13 protein-coding genes are annotated in these 16,429 nt (G+C 41.8%); 8 read left to right on the plus strand and 5 right to left on the minus strand.

Going from position 1 to position 16,429, the window contains the following annotated elements; genetic code table 11:
* Positions 1–206: 206 nt before the first annotated feature.
* The gene (gene holB / locus NSMS1_RS25315) at positions 207–1,175 is read right to left on the minus strand and encodes a DNA polymerase III subunit delta' (protein ID WP_224087432.1); all 969 of its coding nucleotides are present in this window, start codon (positions 1,173–1,175) and stop codon (positions 207–209) included.
* Between the two features lie 116 nt (positions 1,176–1,291).
* Positions 1,292–1,963, minus strand: a complete 672-nt coding sequence (locus NSMS1_RS25320; protein ID WP_224087433.1) for a SnoaL-like polyketide cyclase — start codon at positions 1,961–1,963, stop codon at positions 1,292–1,294.
* 676 nt (positions 1,964–2,639) lie between these two features.
* Between NSMS1_RS25320 and NSMS1_RS25325 the strand changes: the two genes are divergently transcribed.
* The 3 genes from NSMS1_RS25325 (at position 2,640) to NSMS1_RS25335 (ending at position 5,620) form a co-directional block, all read left to right on the plus strand.
* Positions 2,640–3,536 carry a metallophosphoesterase family protein gene (locus tag NSMS1_RS25325; RefSeq protein ID WP_224087434.1) on the plus strand — a complete coding sequence of 299 codons (897 nt, stop codon included), beginning with the start codon at positions 2,640–2,642 and terminating at the stop codon, positions 3,534–3,536.
* A 151-nt stretch (positions 3,537–3,687) separates the two neighbouring features.
* Positions 3,688–4,866, plus strand: a complete 1,179-nt coding sequence (locus tag NSMS1_RS25330) for a phosphoserine transaminase (RefSeq protein ID WP_224087435.1) — start codon at positions 3,688–3,690, stop codon at positions 4,864–4,866.
* A 109-nt stretch (positions 4,867–4,975) separates the two neighbouring features.
* Entirely contained in the window at positions 4,976–5,620 is a 645-nt protein-coding gene (locus NSMS1_RS25335) for a PAP/fibrillin family protein (protein ID WP_224087436.1), read from the plus strand.
* Here the strand turns inward: NSMS1_RS25335 and NSMS1_RS25340 are convergent.
* Positions 5,603–5,902 carry a hypothetical protein gene (locus NSMS1_RS25340; protein WP_224087437.1) on the minus strand — a complete coding sequence of 100 codons (300 nt, stop codon included), beginning with the start codon at positions 5,900–5,902 and terminating at the stop codon, positions 5,603–5,605. The genes NSMS1_RS25335 and NSMS1_RS25340 overlap by 18 nt on opposite strands.
* A 228-nt stretch (positions 5,903–6,130) precedes the next feature.
* Here NSMS1_RS25340 and NSMS1_RS25345 point away from each other — a divergent pair, with 228 nt between their 5' ends.
* Positions 6,131–6,445, plus strand: coding sequence for a threonine dehydratase (locus NSMS1_RS25345; RefSeq protein ID WP_224087438.1), 315 nt, complete (start codon positions 6,131–6,133; stop codon positions 6,443–6,445).
* A 48-nt stretch (positions 6,446–6,493) separates the two neighbouring features.
* Here NSMS1_RS25345 and NSMS1_RS25350 read toward each other — a convergent pair whose 3' ends face one another.
* Complete coding sequence (locus NSMS1_RS25350) at positions 6,494–7,108, minus strand: Uma2 family endonuclease (protein WP_224087439.1); 615 nt, start codon at positions 7,106–7,108, stop codon at positions 6,494–6,496.
* Between the two features lie 237 nt (positions 7,109–7,345).
* On the opposite strand from NSMS1_RS25350, the gene NSMS1_RS25355 reads away from it, so the two are divergent.
* Positions 7,346–8,296, plus strand: a complete 951-nt coding sequence (locus NSMS1_RS25355) for a class I SAM-dependent methyltransferase (protein WP_224087440.1) — start codon at positions 7,346–7,348, stop codon at positions 8,294–8,296.
* A gap of 82 nt (positions 8,297–8,378) precedes the next feature.
* On the opposite strand, the gene NSMS1_RS25360 is transcribed toward NSMS1_RS25355, so the two are convergent.
* On the minus strand, positions 8,379–10,952 hold the full coding sequence (locus NSMS1_RS25360; RefSeq protein WP_224087441.1) for a TonB-dependent receptor domain-containing protein: 2,574 nt from the start codon (positions 10,950–10,952) through the stop codon (positions 8,379–8,381).
* Between the two features lie 518 nt (positions 10,953–11,470).
* On the opposite strand from NSMS1_RS25360, the gene NSMS1_RS25365 reads away from it, so the two are divergent.
* From NSMS1_RS25365 to NSMS1_RS25375, 3 genes are all read left to right on the plus strand, one after another.
* Positions 11,471–12,952: an aspartate aminotransferase family protein gene (locus tag NSMS1_RS25365; protein ID WP_224087442.1), complete on the plus strand. Its 1,482-nt coding sequence runs from the start codon at positions 11,471–11,473 to the stop codon at positions 12,950–12,952.
* Complete coding sequence (locus NSMS1_RS25370) at positions 12,952–14,466, plus strand: pyridoxal phosphate-dependent decarboxylase family protein (RefSeq protein ID WP_224087443.1); 1,515 nt, start codon at positions 12,952–12,954, stop codon at positions 14,464–14,466. Before NSMS1_RS25365 ends, NSMS1_RS25370 begins: the two co-directional genes overlap by 1 nt.
* Before the next feature lie 93 nt (positions 14,467–14,559).
* Positions 14,560–16,392 (plus strand): IucA/IucC family protein, encoded by a 1,833-nt coding sequence (locus tag NSMS1_RS25375; RefSeq protein WP_224087444.1) that lies wholly within the window; start codon positions 14,560–14,562, stop codon positions 16,390–16,392.
* Positions 16,393–16,429 lie beyond the last annotated feature (37 nt).

Here is a 16,429-nt window from a genome sequence, read left to right on the forward strand (position 1 = left end):
TAATTCCTTAAAAAAGTTGTTTGAGGACTTGATTCCCACCAGCTTGAGTCAATGACCAACTGTTTATCATAAGTTGATTCTGAGGCGATCGCGCCAAAATTGTTGATTAATCGAGCAGCAATAAATCAAGGGCTGATTCTTGTGGGGTGGGGAAATATGAGGAACGGCAAGATGCTAATCCCTCAACAACATCTACAGCTACGCCTTTAATTGTTTGGATTGAACTGTTGATGTACAGATAATAAGGTACATTCCCAAACAAGGCGCGGTTGGGCGTAGACAAGCAAATATTTACGGGCTTTTTCTAACTGACTAACTACTCTTGGTTGATACTGCTTTTTCCAGTAGGATTGCTGTAAATAATCAACTAACCATAATTGCGCTTCCGTATCTAAATCTTTGTCGATTTGCTTGGCTAATTCCAAAGCATGACGTTGAGATTTAGGTGCTGTGGTTAAGTCTTGTAGTAACTCTGGGGGGATGGCTTGTAATTGTGCGTAAGAGGCGATCGCACTCCCCGGACTGCCAGATGCTAAACTCAACACTGCCGGATGTTGTAAAATTTCCTGATGCCCTGTTTGTGTTAATACCTGAGTTAAAGACGTTGTATCTAAGCGATGAAAAGGTATACGCTGACAACGGGACACCAAAGTCGGCAATACAGACTCAGGGGAAGGCACAATCAAAATTATCGTAGCTTTCCCTGGTTCTTCTAAAGTTTTTAACAAAGCATTGGCGGCTGGTTCCGCCATTGTTTGCGCTTCCTCCAGCACTACCACATTTCTTGGTGCTTCCAAAGGCGGACGACCGAGAAATTCTGAGATTTCTCGAATTTGTTCTAAGCGAATTAGAGGCGGTGCTTTGCGCTTAACATTTTTTTCGGCAGCTTGGGCGGCTGTGAGTCTTTGCCCTTGATATTGGTAAGTAGGCTGTACCCACAACAAATCAGGATGATTACCTTGACGCAAACGCTGCTGCAAAGATGGAAGTTGCTGCATTTCTACAAAGCTAGAAAATAGCAACTCCACAAAACACCGCGCCGCTAAACTCCGTCCTACACCATCCGCCCCCGCAAATAAATAAGCTGGGGCGACTCGGTTTTGTTTAACAGCTTGAGTTAGTAATTCTACCGCTTGCTGTTGTCCTACCAGTGGTGCAAAAGGGTTGTGAGTCATTATTTAATTGTAATCATCTTTGTTGACGGTTAATAGTCAACACGAAAATACGTAAAAGTTAGGCGATTTTCTCAACCAATAGAATAATCACCTAACTTTTAATTACGAATTACGAATTACGAATTATTCTGTCCGTGAAAAGGACAACCTGTAGCTAATTTGTTCAAAAAAGAACCACTATCAAAAAAGTGTTCTAATGACAAGATTTTTAAATCATCATTAACACGGGCAACACTCATACCTACAATTTCTACAGTCTCTCCTGTGGGTGCGTGTTCTTTGTAGGAACCGCTAAAAGTTCCCCAATGCCGCCACTTAAATGTGACGTTTGGCGGCCCTGCTAATACTTCTATGAGTTCCCATAAGAAGCCGTTAGGAAAAGCATTATGAAACAGATGTGCTGATGACTCAAAATCTTCCTCTGAAGCTTTATATTGTTCTGAGTCACCTAGAAATAAATTGTAAGTTCCTGCATCCGCTACATCCTGAGCAGTATAAGCAGAACCACCATTAGTAGTCATGCGAAATTTATCTGCTACTATAGATACCCACTGCTGAGGATTGGTTTTGAAAGAAGCTTCCATTTCAAAGGCTCTGACTAAGTTCTGCACTATAGCTTCTAAAGAACCTTCGATGTGATTAGACTTACTTTGTTGCTTAAGATATTGATTTGTGCGCGAATAATCTGGTGGTTCTTGATATCGCCATTCCACGTTGGAGTCGTGAGCAATGACAGTATCTCTATCTTGTATCCAAATAGGTTGGCTGGTAGATGATTCTGAACTCATATGCTGTAATTACCTACTAGATTTTGAGCAAAACACAGTTGAGAAATTAATGTTTTGCAATTAGCGGACTATTGGGGAACTAGGTTGAGTTTTGATTTTTTCTAATCGTTTTCTTTGCTCCATTTCAGAATTAACCATGATAATTTGTGGCTAGTTTAATTTATTAAGCAAACCAACCTTATATTATTGATAATTCTGAATTATATGCAGCAAAATTTTGAAGCATTCAACTCTTTTAGTAGTTGTCTATCTCCACGATAGAAAATATCACATATAGAAACTAATATCAAATATTTTTTGAGAGCCATCAAAATTAGAAGGAAATGCTTTATTAACTAGGGTTGATAACAAATAATTTGTATATATAGGCTTTAGGCGATCGCTCAATTCTCTAGTAGACTTGCAAGAGTAAGAGTCCCATACAATACTGTTCTCAGAGTATCAACCAGAAAAGGCACATCGTAAGGAATCCGGTTGTACTATTGGACTATACTGATTAATCAGTGTTTGCTCTTAGACAGGTTTATTCTAAGTATTTTTTGTATTCTTATCATCAATCAAATCGGCTTCCTATATCAATATCAAACCACCTTATACAGCCAATGCTATGTTAAAACAGGCTAGATTACTCAAACGGTTTTAACAGCAGTTTTAAACTCAGTAATTTGGTAGATTTATGAATTTCAAACGCCGCCAATTTTTATTTTTAAGTAGCTTCAGCGCCTTTGGTGTAGGATTATTAACTTGGAAGTTAGCTCACCAAAATGATTCAAGTGCTGATTTTGCTGTAGCAGCACCACCCAAAAAAGATTTACTCTTACGCTTTGTGTCGGTGGCTGATACAGGAACAGGTGCAAGAGGACAGTATGCTGTAGCTAGGGCCATGACAAATTACTACCAGCAAAATCCCTATGATTTGGTAGTTCTAGCTGGTGATAATATTTATAATAACGGCGAAATTGAGAAAATAAATGCTGTGTTTGAGCGTCCCTATCAAGATTTGCTCAAACAAAAGGTGAAATTTCAAGCTTGTTTAGGTAATCATGATATCCGCACTGATAACGGTGATCCACAAGTCCGCTATCCTGGTTTTAATATGAATGGTAGGCGATACTATACATTTCGCCGCCAAGGTATACAATTTTTCGCTTTAGATACTAACAATAATGCCGATTGGCAAAATCAACTAACTTGGTTAGAAAAAGAATTAAGTAGTAGTAACGCTTCGTGGAAAGTAGTATTTGGACATCACCCCATTTATTCATCGGGGGTGTACGGAACTAATCAAGCTTTCGTTAAAACCTTCACACCACTGTTTAAAAAATATGGAGTCCAACTTTATATTAATGGACACGAACATAGTTACGAACGCACTCGCCCTATCGATGGCACAACCTATTTAATTTGCGGTGCTGGCGCAGGTAATCGTCCTGTAGGGCGATCGCAATGGACAGAGTATTCCACCAGTGATTTAAGCTTCGCCGCCTATGAAGTTTACCCCGATAGGATAGAAGTAAATGCGATCAACACTAATAATCGCATTTTTGACAAAGGAGTGATTAGCAGGGCTTAAGGATTGGGGGGAGACAAGGAAGCAGAGGAAAACTACCAAGCACTGTCAACTGTCAACTGTCAATTGTCAACTGACCAATGACTAATGACTAGTGACTATTAACTAATGTAGTATCTACATTACTACTTACAACAAGCTTCCTCCTGCAACAATGTCAGAGCATCTTACGCTTCCCACAACTAAACCTCATATTCCGCATTTTTCCTCTGGCCCCTGTGCAAAGCGCCCTGGTTGGTCTGCGTCTAGTCTGGAAAACGCCTGTGTGGGTCGTTCCCACAGGTCTGAAGATGGTAAGGCTAGATTAGCAGACGTTATTGAACGTTCTAAAAAAATTCTCGGTTTACCTGCTGATTATCGTTTAGGTATTGTGCCGGCTTCCGATACTGGCGCTGTAGAAATGGCCTTATGGTCACTACTAGGACAAAGACCTTTAGATATCTTGGCTTGGGAAAGTTTCGGTCAAGAATGGGTTAAGGATGTGGTAGATGAATTAAAGTTACCCGATGTCCGCCTGTTGAAAGCACCCTATGGCGGCTTACCCAATTTAGATGAAGTTAATTTTGACCATGATGTCGTGTTTTTATGGAATGGCACAACTTCGGGTGTCAGGGTTCCCAACGGTGACTGGATTAAAGACGATCGCCAAGGTTTAACTATTTGCGATGCGACATCTGCGGTGTTTGCAATGGATATCCCTTGGGAAAAAATCGATGTGCTGACTTACTCCTGGCAGAAAGTATTAGGTGGAGAAGCCCAGCATGGTGTGATTGTTCTCTCACCCCGCGCGGTGGAAAGACTGGAAACTTATCAACCAGCTTGGCCTATACCGAAGATTTTCCGCCTCTCCCAAAAAGGTAAACTCATTGAAGGCATTTTTAAGGCAGATACCATCAATACACCATCGATGTTGTGTGTAGAAGATGCTTTAGATGCTTTGATTTGGGCTGAAGGTATTGGCGGTTTGCCTGGGTTGATTAGTCGCAGTGAAGCTAACTTAGCTGCGATCGCCAAATGGGTTGAACAAAGCAAGTGGGCTGATTTCCTAGCTGAAAAACCAGAAACTCGCTCTTGTACTTCAATTTGCTTAAAAATTGTCGATGCTGCTTTCTCTAGCCTGAGTGCAGAAGACCAAGGTAAATTTGCGAAGAAACTAGCAAAACTTCTAGAAAAACAGCAAGTAGCCTATGATATCGCACCCTATCGTGCTGCACCCCCTGGACTGCGGATTTGGGGCGGCGCTACTGTAGAAACCTCCAATATTGAAGCCTTACTTCCTTGGTTGGATTGGGCATACGCTACTGTGAAAGCTGAGTTTGCACCTGTAGCTTAGGATAATTGGTCATTTACTAGGATTTAAGCATAAGGTTTCTATTAAGAGTGGGTGTAAGGGTTCTTGAACACCTACACCCCCATACCCTAGAAAGGAGTATATTAAACCCTTGAGTAATAGACTTTTGTTAAAGGAACAATTACAAGCAAAAATTGGGGAGATACAATCTAAAAGTCCTGGCTCTCCTGTTACCAATGTGAAGCTAGACAAAGCGATCGCCAAAGAAATTGAACAGTTAACAACTCAATTAGAACGCTGTAATCCTAATCCTAGTCCTCTGTTATATGCTACTTCTTTACTAGAGGGAGCTTGGCAATTACAATACTCCACTGCTAGAGAAATCCGTTCTTTAGACTCCCTACCATTAGGATTAAAGATAGGTAAAGTGTTTCAAGTTATCGATGTTGGCAATAAATTATTCTTTAATTTAGCGTATGTCCAGCATTCTCTGGGGCTGGCATCAGGATTTGTGAAAGTAACAGCTAGGTTTGAACCAGCCATAGAAGATTCATCGCCTGTACCTAACAAACGTATCAATGTCTACTTTGAAAAACGCTACCTATCAATTGAAAAAATTGTTGGCATTGATACCCCCAGACTCAATCCATTTAAGGTTGTACCAGCTAACAATCCTCAAGGTAGAGTGGCCATCCTTGATATTACCTACCTAGACGAAACCCTGAGAATTGGCCGTGGGGGTGATGAAAGTTTGTTTATCCTCAGTAAATCAGACGAATTACAACAGTTGGCGTAGCTGTTCGACTATATGCTCTTCGAGTTCTTGTTTTTCTCGGTTACTAGCAGAACGTTGGTAGTTCTTCCCTGTTTGTTGAATAAATTTTCGTTTCTCAGCTGGGGAAGATTTGCCAGAAAAATTCTTTTGTAGTTCTTCCCAAGTTTGCAGTGCTACAGCTTCACCAAGTTGGACAAGTGCCGCAGGTAGTAATTTTTTGGCCTCAAGGCGAACATCTTCCTCAGTTTCCAAGGAGGATAAATCTACATGGCTTAAATCAAGGTCAATGGGAAATTTACTCATTTAACTCAACTATTAGAACTGACTATTGGCTATTCTTGTGTTGAATGCTCCTATATTAAACTCTATTAAAGGTAATATTGGTTAATTTATCAATCTCTGCAATAAGTTAGAGCCAAAAGTAACTTTGTTCATACTTACCGTAGGTGTTGGCTAAAAAGTTTTGACACATTTACACATCATCAGATGATTGAGTCAGAATAGGAATAAGCAATCATGGAGGGTGTTGCTATGTCTCGACTGACTCAAATTCTTCGGAACTTTTACATTCGGCTGGAAGCCTTGTTTGGTGTTTTCTTCAAAGGCTTGTTTGGTTTCATAGGCAAGATATTTAGCTTTTTTGCTGGGTTGTTTGGATTGACTCAGCCTGATTATTTTTTGGGAACAGATGAGGCGCAAAGTACCAAAAAAGCTTCGCTCCAAGAACCTGTTGCCAATGTTAAAAATGCTACGCCTGAAACTTTTGTTACTTCCCGTCGTCGTCCTAATTCCAAAAAAATTGACGACTATTATATGAATATGGCGCGAGAAGTGAATAAGAGTTAAGGGTTTGTTGACAGTTGACGGTTAACTGTTAACTGTCAACATAATTCTTTATCGACCAGCAGCAAATATTTGTTCGGCAGTTAGATTCAGATTGGGAAAAGTTGGGGAAATAATTTGTTCTTCTCCCCGAAACTGAGTTCCTTGATAAACGCCATCGACTAACTGATAAATGGTCATCACAGGTTCTTTAGATGAGCCAATATAACGTTTACCCCCCAGTCCTAAGTAATCTGCAATCCAATACTCTCCAATTCCCAATGCCTCGTAATCTTCTACTTTACGAGCATAGTCATTTTGCCAATTCGTACTCACAACTTCAACTACTAACTTGACAGAGTTACCCAATGTGATTACTGGCTCAGTTTGCCATAAAGGTTCATTGACCAAAGCTGTCTGATCAAGAATCACAACATCGGGTCTAAAAGCGGAATTTAAACCTAGTGGTTTAATTAGACATTTCATGGGAATAAACCAGGGCAAATCTAGTAGCTCAATTGCTACATTCAGCTTACGGTTAATTAGGCCAGCCACCTGTTCATGGAGTCCAGTAGGTTCCAAGTCAATTAGTTCTCCATCAATTAATTCATAGCGTACATCGTCCAGATAGCTAGCAATGAATGCTTCAAAGCTAATAGAACCCGTATTAGTAGTAGCTAATATCATAGAATTTATGGTTTTCTGGAGAATGAATGCCAAATACCAGGGAGATATATTATAAGATTTTATTTTTTAACGCAGTCTACAATTATTATATTCCTGCTCTTGTTGGGTGAGCGCGATCGCCTTACAACTAGTCATTACTCTGTCTGTCAGCAGTGAGCAAAAATTTTTCTTACCCAATATCTACAACAAATCTACAATAAGGATAATCGCAGTTATCGCCTCATTATTTTCAAACGGATGAACAACAAGAGCAAGCCAGATTGGGCTGGTGAAAGTCTACTCTCCAATTTCGTCAATTTGTTAATTCAAACTAAACCCATTTACGGGGTGATGAAACAGCAAGCCAGAAAGGTTCTCATCAACACGGCTGAAAAAAACGGTGTCCCTTGGCGTAAGAACTATGAAGCACTCCAAGCATCACCCGCAAAAAAAATGCTGGCGGCTGTGACTAACCCTCATGTAATCTATCCTGACTACTACAAAGTACCATTCCACGCATACGCGGAAGGTAACTTGTGCTGGGATGCGGCTTTTGAAACTGAGTCGGCTACTTACGCGATGGCGTTGCGGGTATGGCCGCAAGAAAACATGACTTGGGAAGCCGCCCATGCTAGGTTACGTGGTACTTTTCATGATGCTTTGGCGACTTATGGGCCTAAGCAAGCCAAGGATATTTTAGATATTGGCTGTTCGGTTGGTATCTCTACCCTAGCGTTGCATCGTTACTACCAACGCCAGGAAAGATATCCAGTCCGTACTGTGGGTTTGGATTTGTCGCCTTATATGCTGGCGGTGGCTAGGACTAGAGATGTTAATAGTGAAATATCCGAGTGGATTCATGCTAGGGCAGAAAATACCGGTTTACCAGCTCAATCTTTTGATTTGGTGACTCTGCAATTTGTTACTCATGAACTACCAGGCTACGTTAGCAAGGAAATTTTTGCTGAAGCCAAGCGGTTATTACGTCCTGGTGGTTATATCGCCATCGTTGATAATAACCCGCGATCGCCTGTCATCCAAAATCTACCCCCCGTTCTCTACACCCTCATGAAAAGCACTGAGCCTTGGAGTGATGATTACTACGATTTTGATATTGAAGCCGCCCTACAACAAGTAGGTTTTATGCCCCCAATTACAGTCCCCAGCGACCCACGCCATCGGACAATTATTGCTAGGAAGCCTGTGTAGACAATTGACAATGGACAATTGACAGTGAACTTAAGCTGCCAACTGTCAACTGTCAACTGTCAACTGTCAACTGTCAACTGCTTCACCAATCAATAGAATACCTAATACTCAAAGTCCTCCCCCTAGCGGCTGCGTAGGCGCTATCGTTGGCTTGCAGTTGTGAAACTACGGGGAAATATTCAGTATTCAAGAGGTTTTCTAATCCTACTTGTAATGTTCCTGAGCCTAGTTTGAGGCTGCTAATGTAGTCTAGTGTGAAGTAACTCTCTACTGGTCTTCTACCAAAGGCGGTGGTGTTAGTAGAAAAGACTTCACGATTACCGGAAAATAAAGCTTGTAAACGGTTTCGCCATCCGGGTAAAGTTTCATTTTCTACATAAGCTGTAATTTTCAATGGTGGAATCCTAAACCCATCCAACGGTTCGTACTCGCTATCGTTGTTACTATCAATTTCTCCACCAATTAAAGTGAATGTTCCGCCAATTTGCCATGTGGGACTGGGTTGTGCATCTACGGCGGCTTCTAGTCCGTAGATTCTTTCTGGGGCGCGAATTACGGTTCCTGGCGCGGTGAAGGTTGTACCTAAATCCGACTCGTTATAAAAGGCTGAGAGGGATGCTTGCACAGAATCCCATTGTCCGCGTATCCCGATTTCATAGTTGTCTACTTTTTGGGGTTCGGGATTGAGGGATTCTACAGAGAAGCCTGGACGAGCGTTACGCAGTGCTAAACCTATATCAGATAAGGAGAAGCCTTGAGCAAAGTTAGCAAATACGCTCAGTTGGGGATTGATGGCGTATACTGCACCGACGTTGAATAGGGTGGCGTTAAAGTTCAAATCACCACCGGGAATAATCACGTTGGGATTGGCTAGGGTGGTGAAATCATCGACGCTGACATCAGCATTTTCGTAGCGAACACCACCATTTAACACGAAGCGATCGCTAATTTCCCAATTCAGTTGAGCAAATATTCCCAAACTCCTCAATTCTAAAGGCGGAGTCCAAGAGCGATCGCCACTTTTACGAAAAACTAATCCCCCACTGGAGACAAACACAGCTTGATCAAATACAGATACGGGTTGGGATGTGTTTTCGTTGGAGTAATCTACACCCCATAGTAGTTTGGCTGCACCTTGGTTAAATAAGGGGGTTTCAATCTGCAAACGTCCGCCATACTTTTCTGATTCGACTCTTGATTGAATAATTTCGTTACCCAAAGTCGGAAAGGTACGTGCATCGAAGGGAAAGAAGCGTGTGAGGTAATCGCGGTAATATACCTGGGCTTGTACTTTACTGTTGAATAGGCTGTTGTGGGTATATTGTAAGTTGATGAATGTGTTCTGATTTTTTGGTTCTTCATCTAAACTCAACCCCTCCAAAGCCCGCGCTTTTTGTCTACCAGGGATAGTATTGACGGTGGGATCACTGGCTACATCTGGATCTTGCTTTTCGTCGAAGTGGTTTAGGGTGAGTTGGAGACGTTGATTTGTATCTATATCAAGACCGAATTTACCAAATATATTGAAGCTAGAGGCATCGGAAAAGCCACCTTGGGCATTAGGATCAGAGGGAATGCGATCGCCATCTGCATCGAAGAATCCACCAGTTTTCGCTAAGGCAAAGTTAAAGGTAAAGTCAACATTTCCCTGTCTAGCTGAGAGGAAATGTTGCAGGTTAGTACTAAAACTCTCCTCTTGTAGTTCACCTAAAGCCGCACTCACACCAACTTCTGTCCGTGAAGTCAATTTTTCTTCAGTGGGTCGGCGTGTGATGATGTTAATTACACCCCCAGTTGCACCATCCCCATAAATCGCACTAGGGCCGCGTACTACTTCAATGCGTTCAATTGCCGCCGAGTCAATGGTTCGCAAATCCCGCGACGCGTTGCGTGTAGTTGATTGGGGAACGCCATCTATTAATACTTGGGGGTTCCTCCCGCGTAGAGTTAGACCAAAATTACTCGAACTTTGTGTTGGCGGTGCTAACCCAGGAACGGTTTTACCTAAAATTTCTATTAGGTTGCGGGAAGTGCTAGTTTGTTGTTCAATTTGTTCACGGTCAATTACGGTGATGGAACGGGGGACGTTTTGTAGCGGTGTTTCTGTACGTGTTGCTGTCACCACTAGTTCGATAGGTTCTTCCGTTACTGCTGGGGTTTGAGGAGTTGGTGGTTCTGCGACTACTTCGGTTGTGGTGAACCCTAAAATTAAACTCGTATCGCTATCAAATAACTCATATTTAGGCAGACTTTTCTCCCCCGTTACTGTTACTCGGATTGTATTGTCGTTTTGATTGACAACGGTGACACTCTTAACACCTGTAGCTGGGTTTTCTTGGCTGAATGTATTTCCACCAGACAAATTGAGTTGAGCGTTGGGGATATCCGCAATGAAGGTATTATCTTGATTTTGCGTTGATAGCTGTAACTTTTCAGCGGCGGTAGTGTCTAATATCACCTCTACACCTTGTGCTGTAGGAACCACCCTCACGCCAGTTACTTGAATTAATGTCTCAGTGTTAGGTGCTGGTGATTGTGTCAGTAAGCGTTTATTTGGTTGTGTTGGTGATGCTTCCTGACTTTTGACAGGATAGTTATTCAATGACCAAACAGAGCCGGTAAGTAACAGAAGAAAGAGGAGTTTGCCGAGTTTCATGTTCACTTCACACCTAAAAGTTGCGTATGGATTATGGTTAATGACACTATCCACCGCAGATTATTATTGATTTGCATTCGCAATAGTCTTGGATTCTATAAAAATATATCTATTCTGGCAGTTACACAAGTAGTTTATTGCTTTATTTTTTCAAGAAGCTATGATTTAGCTGCTACCTATAAAGAGGTTGGAAGCTGAGAAAGCTTACTAGACAAATAATTCCAAGATTTTAGTCTGGTTCTATATTTTGTCAAAAAATTATTGCTTATTTTTATTATTAACAACGCACATATACATTTGTAAGCGCGTTACGCTCCCAAGTTAGATTTGAGTGATGGCGCAGTAAGCTTTGGATAAGAAAACTTGATAAATAGAAAATTTCTTAATTTTTTATCAAGTTATTAGTAGACTTTTGCATTAGGTTTCATTTATGATGCTCATCAAGTAGAAGATAGATGCAAATAATTCTCAAATAATTTATTTCGGCTTATCGGTTCAAAGCCAAAAGGATTTTTACAATGCAACTCAATCACAATGGCGTACATTCTGAAGGCCACTCTTTCGTGCTGTCGCAGAGATGTCCATCGCAGGATAGTGTAGAGTCTGATTCCCCTGGTAATCGTGTGCTTTCTGTACCTGGCCCGGCATCAAGTTACTATTTAGAGCGCCAGCAAGCACGAGAGTCTAACGCCAGAAGCTATCCGCGACGGATTCGGATTGCAATTAGCGAGGCTCAAGAGATTTACATCAAAGATGCAGACGGCAATGTATATTTTGATTGTCTAGCGGGTGCAGGCACTTTAGCGTTAGGACACAATCACCCAGTGGTGATAGAAGCTATGCGAAAGGTGTTGGATACGGGTTTACCTTTGCATACTCTAGATTTGACTACCCCAGTTAAAGATAAGTTTGTGGAAGAACTGTTTGCCAGTTTACCTGCGGAATTTGCCCAAAATGCCAGGATTCAATTTTGCGGCCCTTCGGGAGCGGATGCGGTAGAAGCGGCGATAAAATTGGTGAAAACTGCTACGGGTAGGCGCAGTGTATTGTCCTTTCATGGCGGATATCATGGGATGACACACGGTGCGTTGAGTTTAACTGGTAATCTCAATCCCAAACAAGCGGTGACAGGGTTAATGGCAGATGTCCACTTTTTGCCTTATCCCTATCATTATCGTTGTCCCTTTGGGTTGGGTGGGGAGGCTGGACACGTTATCAGTAGCCGTTATATAGAGTCGATTTTGGATGATCCTGAAAGTGGGATTGTGAAGGCGGCGGCGATGATTTTGGAGGTGGTGCAAGGGGAAGGTGGGGTAATTCCTGCACCTGATGATTGGTTGCGGGAGATACGCCGGATAACACGCGATCGCCAAATTCCCTTAATTGTCGATGAGATTCAAACAGGCTTAGGCAGAACTGGTAAACTCTACGCCTTCGAGCATTCTGGGATTGTACCGGATGTATTGTTACTTTCCAAAGCTATCGGTGGTAGTTTACCTTTATCGGTGGTTTTGTATAACAAAGAACTCGATAAATGGAGTCCAGGCGCTCATGCGGGGACGTTCCGGGGTAATCAAATGGCGATGGCGGCGGGAACGGCGACTATACAGTATATCTTGGAAAATTCTCTGACTGAACACGCGGCGACGATGGGCGATCGCTTATTGAAGCATCTGCACCAAATTCAGTGCGAAACTTACTGTATTGGCGAGGTGCGGGGACGCGGTTTGATGGTGGGTGTGGAAATTATTAATCCCCAAGCACCAGCTGATCGGCGTGGTAAGTATCCTGCACTTCCCCAGTTAGCTAGTTGTATCCAAGCTGAGTGTTTGCGGCGGGGTTTGATTGTGGAATTAGGGGGTAGATTTGGTAGTGTTGTGCGCTTTTTACCGCCTTTAATTGTGACTGCGACGCAGATTGATAGTATTAGTGAGATTTTTGCGGCGGCGTTACAGGCGGCGGAGAAGCAGGTTTTATCGGTTCTATCGCAGGTGGGTTAATGGTTGTTATCTCACAAAGAAGCAAGTTTTGTTTTGTTGAGGATGAGGGGTTGTTTCGAGAGGCGATCGCAACTTCTGTGGAGTTGTTGATTGATTGCTTTATGAATCAAGAAAAACCTTACAGTGGTAGGAGTCCGCAGCAATTAACTAGAACTATTGCAGAGATTTCTGTGTGTCCTGAAGATGGTGTGGATTTGCATCAGGTTTTGGCGGAGGTGGGGGAGAATATCATCAAACATTCTGTGGTGGTGACTCATCCTACTTGTATTGCACACCTGCATTGTCCGCCACTATTACCAGCTTTGGCGGCTGAGGTGTTGATTAGTGGGACTAATCAATCTCTGGACTCTTGGGATCAAAGTCCGGCTGCAACTGTGTTGGAACAGCAGGTAGTAGATTGGTTGTGTGCAAGTTTCGGTTATAATACTGATGGTGATGGTATATTTACCAGTGGTGGCACGCAATCGAATTTTATGGGGTTGCTGCTGGCGCGAGATGCTTATGCACATCATCAGTTAAACTGGTCTGTGCAGCAACAAGGATTACCGCCACAAGCCAAAAGTTTTCGTATCCTCTGTTCTCAAGCGGCGCATTTTACTATTAGCCAAGCTGCTTCCTTATTAGGTTTGGGACAGCAAGCGGTGGTGATGGTAGAAACTGACGCTGATTATCGCCTATGTCCTACGGCGGTGGAACGGAAGTTAGCAGAATTGCAACACCAAGATTTATTACCTATTGCCCTAGTTGCTACTGTCGGGACTACAGATTTTGGTAGTATTGACCCATTACCAGAATTAGCCGCCTGTGCTGAAAAATATGGGTTGTGGCTACATGTGGATGCGGCTTTTGGTGGCGCGTTGGTGATGAGCGATCGCCATCAAGATAAACTAGATGGTATTGCCTTGGCTGACTCAATTACAGTCGATTTCCATAAACTGTTTTACCAGCCAATCAGTTGTGGTGCTTTCCTAGTTAAACAGCGTCAAAACTTTGATTTAATCAAACTACACGCCGACTATCTCAACCCTGAAACCAACAAAACTGCAAGTATTCCCGATTTAGTCACCAAATCAGTGCAGACAACTAAGCGATTTGATGGGCTTAAATTGTTTGTTTCTCTCCGCACTCTAGGGAGAAAACAGTTTGCACAGATGATTGATACCACGATTGAACTAGCCAAGGAAACCGCCAGTTTAATCAAAGCTAACCCTGTGTTGGAATTAGCAAATCACCCCACAATTAACGCTGTTGTGTTTCGCTATGTACCCCAACATACACCAGCACATCTAGATAGTACAACTTGGGCAAATCAAATCAATAGCCATATCCGTATGAGCTTACTACAACAAGGGATTGCAGTTATCGCACAGACCAAAATTGGTCAACTCATCTACCTAAAATTTACCTTACTTAATCCCCGAACTGCGATCGCGGATATTCAAGAAGTTCTCAACGCTATTACGACAATTGGTGAAAAGTATTTATTTCACTCAGAGGAAAAAGAGGTTAGTTAACAAACCATCTCACAAAAAAATAGGAGAGAGGGAGAGCGAAAACTCCCCCCACTCCCAACGTCAAATAAGTTTCACTCAAACGATACACCAGATATGACACCAGATACAATTGCCAAACCTACAACAACGGTTCTGGCGCAACATCGTACTGACAAACAAATAGCAGAACAAGCAACCATCCACAGCTTCTTGAATTGCTACCTACGGGAAACCAACACAGGCGAAATCATCACCACCGCTACAAAAGACCAAGATATTTTAGAAGTCTGTCAACGTACAAATACAAACTCGCTCATCTGTTGTCAGTTAAAGCATCAACATCTGAGGTTATTAATTGGTTTACGATATTACTCGCCTACAGGTAGACATTTATTCGCTTTTCCTATTTATTACCAACCAGGTACGGGTAGTCTACTAGAGTTAGATTACGTTACCTTAGCCACATTAATCACGAAAGAATTAGCTTTAGGAAGTGGTAGTAATAGCCATCAAGATGAACTAATTTTGCGAGTCATTCAAAGCTGCAATTCCATCGAAAACTTTGTTCAACATAGGCGACAAGATACAGAACAACTATATACTTTTCAAAGTAACTTTATTACAACCGAACAAGCCTTAGTTTTTGGACATCATTTACATCCCACACCCAAAAGTCGCCAAGGTTTTGCTGACCATGAATTGCCAATCTATTCGCCAGAAATAAAAGGCAGTTTTTCCCTATATTACTTTCGTGTTCATCAATCAATAGTACTAGAAGGTTCGCGCCTATCACAAACAGCAACAGCAATAATTAAATATGAGTTAATTGCCGACTCTTATGTTGACAATCAGTTCAAAAATGATTACTGTGGTGAAGATGATTATTCATTGTTACCCATACATCCCTGGCAAGCAAGCTATCTACTTCAGCAGCCACAAATTCAACAATTAATTCAACAAGGAACCATACAAGATTTAGGTTTGATTGGACGAGCTTATCAACCTACATCTTCAATTCGTACCGTCTATCATCCAGAGGCGGTATTTATGTTGAAGTTATCGCTAAATGTGAAAATTACTAACTCTGTTCGGACTAATTTATATAAGGAATTAGAACGGAGTTTAGAAGTACATCAAATTCTAGCAGGTGAAATTGGTCAACAACTATATCAGCGTTTCCCTGATTTTCAAATCATTACCGATCCTGCTTATATCACTGTAAAAATTGATGGTGTTGCTGTTGATGGTTTCTCGACAATTCTTAGAGACAATCCATTTTTCAATAATCCATATACAGATGCGACTTGTTTAGTAGCTTTGTGTCAGGACTCAATTTCAGGTGATGGCTCACGGTTAGCACAGATTATTCAGCAACTAGCACAACAAGAAAAATGTTCCACTAATGCAGTAAGTGTAGATTGGTTTAAACGTTATCTTCGTATTTATTTAGAACCAATTCTCTGGTTATATTTCACCTACGGTATAGGGTTGGAAGCGCATCAACAAAATACGGTGTTGCAGTTAAAAGATGGATATCCTGAGAAATTATTCTACCGGGATAATCAAGGATATTACTATCGTCGTTCTTGTCATGTGTTGTTAGATAATATTCTGCCGGGTATTAGTCAAAACAGTGAGACGATTTGTGATGATGATGTGATTGATGAACGGCTGACTTACTATTTGTTCTTTAACAACTTGTTCGGGTTGATTAATGCTTTTGGTGTGGCTGGACTGGTAGATGAGGAATTACTGCTGGAGGAAGTACGCAACACTATCAGCAAGTATTCAGAACATTCGTTAATTAAAAACTTAGTTTCTCAACCTCAACTGCGTTGTAAAGCTAATCTTCTTACTCGTTTTCACAATATGGATGAGCTTGTGGGTTCTGTAGCTACGCAGTCTGTTTATGTTGCTGTTGATAATCCTTTGTATAGGTTGATATAAACGCAGAGAGAAGTTGCGTTCCCCCTGTTGAGTAAAC

The sequence above is a fragment of the Nostoc sp. MS1 genome, assembly GCF_019976755.1.
Taxonomy (GTDB): Bacteria; Cyanobacteriota; Cyanobacteriia; order Cyanobacteriales; family Nostocaceae; genus Trichormus.

Coding starts and splice junctions, on each gene's coding strand:
- NSMS1_RS25350 (WP_224087439.1), bottom strand. CDS start 7,108: ATGATATTAGCTACTACTAATACGGGTTCTATTAGCTTTGAAGCATTC.
- holB (WP_224087432.1), bottom strand. CDS start 1,175: ATGACTCACAACCCTTTTGCACCACTGGTAGGACAACAGCAAGCGGTA.
- NSMS1_RS25370 (WP_224087443.1), top strand. CDS start 12,952: ATGGTTGTTATCTCACAAAGAAGCAAGTTTTGTTTTGTTGAGGATGAG.
- NSMS1_RS25330 (WP_224087435.1), top strand. CDS start 3,688: ATGTCAGAGCATCTTACGCTTCCCACAACTAAACCTCATATTCCGCAT.
- NSMS1_RS25360 (WP_224087441.1), bottom strand. CDS start 10,952: ATGAAACTCGGCAAACTCCTCTTTCTTCTGTTACTTACCGGCTCTGTT.
- NSMS1_RS25320 (WP_224087433.1), bottom strand. CDS start 1,963: ATGAGTTCAGAATCATCTACCAGCCAACCTATTTGGATACAAGATAGA.
- NSMS1_RS25375 (WP_224087444.1), top strand. CDS start 14,560: ATGACACCAGATACAATTGCCAAACCTACAACAACGGTTCTGGCGCAA.
- NSMS1_RS25365 (WP_224087442.1), top strand. CDS start 11,471: ATGCAACTCAATCACAATGGCGTACATTCTGAAGGCCACTCTTTCGTG.
- NSMS1_RS25325 (WP_224087434.1), top strand. CDS start 2,640: ATGAATTTCAAACGCCGCCAATTTTTATTTTTAAGTAGCTTCAGCGCC.
- NSMS1_RS25340 (WP_224087437.1), bottom strand. CDS start 5,902: ATGAGTAAATTTCCCATTGACCTTGATTTAAGCCATGTAGATTTATCC.
- NSMS1_RS25355 (WP_224087440.1), top strand. CDS start 7,346: ATGAACAACAAGAGCAAGCCAGATTGGGCTGGTGAAAGTCTACTCTCC.
- NSMS1_RS25345 (WP_224087438.1), top strand. CDS start 6,131: ATGTCTCGACTGACTCAAATTCTTCGGAACTTTTACATTCGGCTGGAA.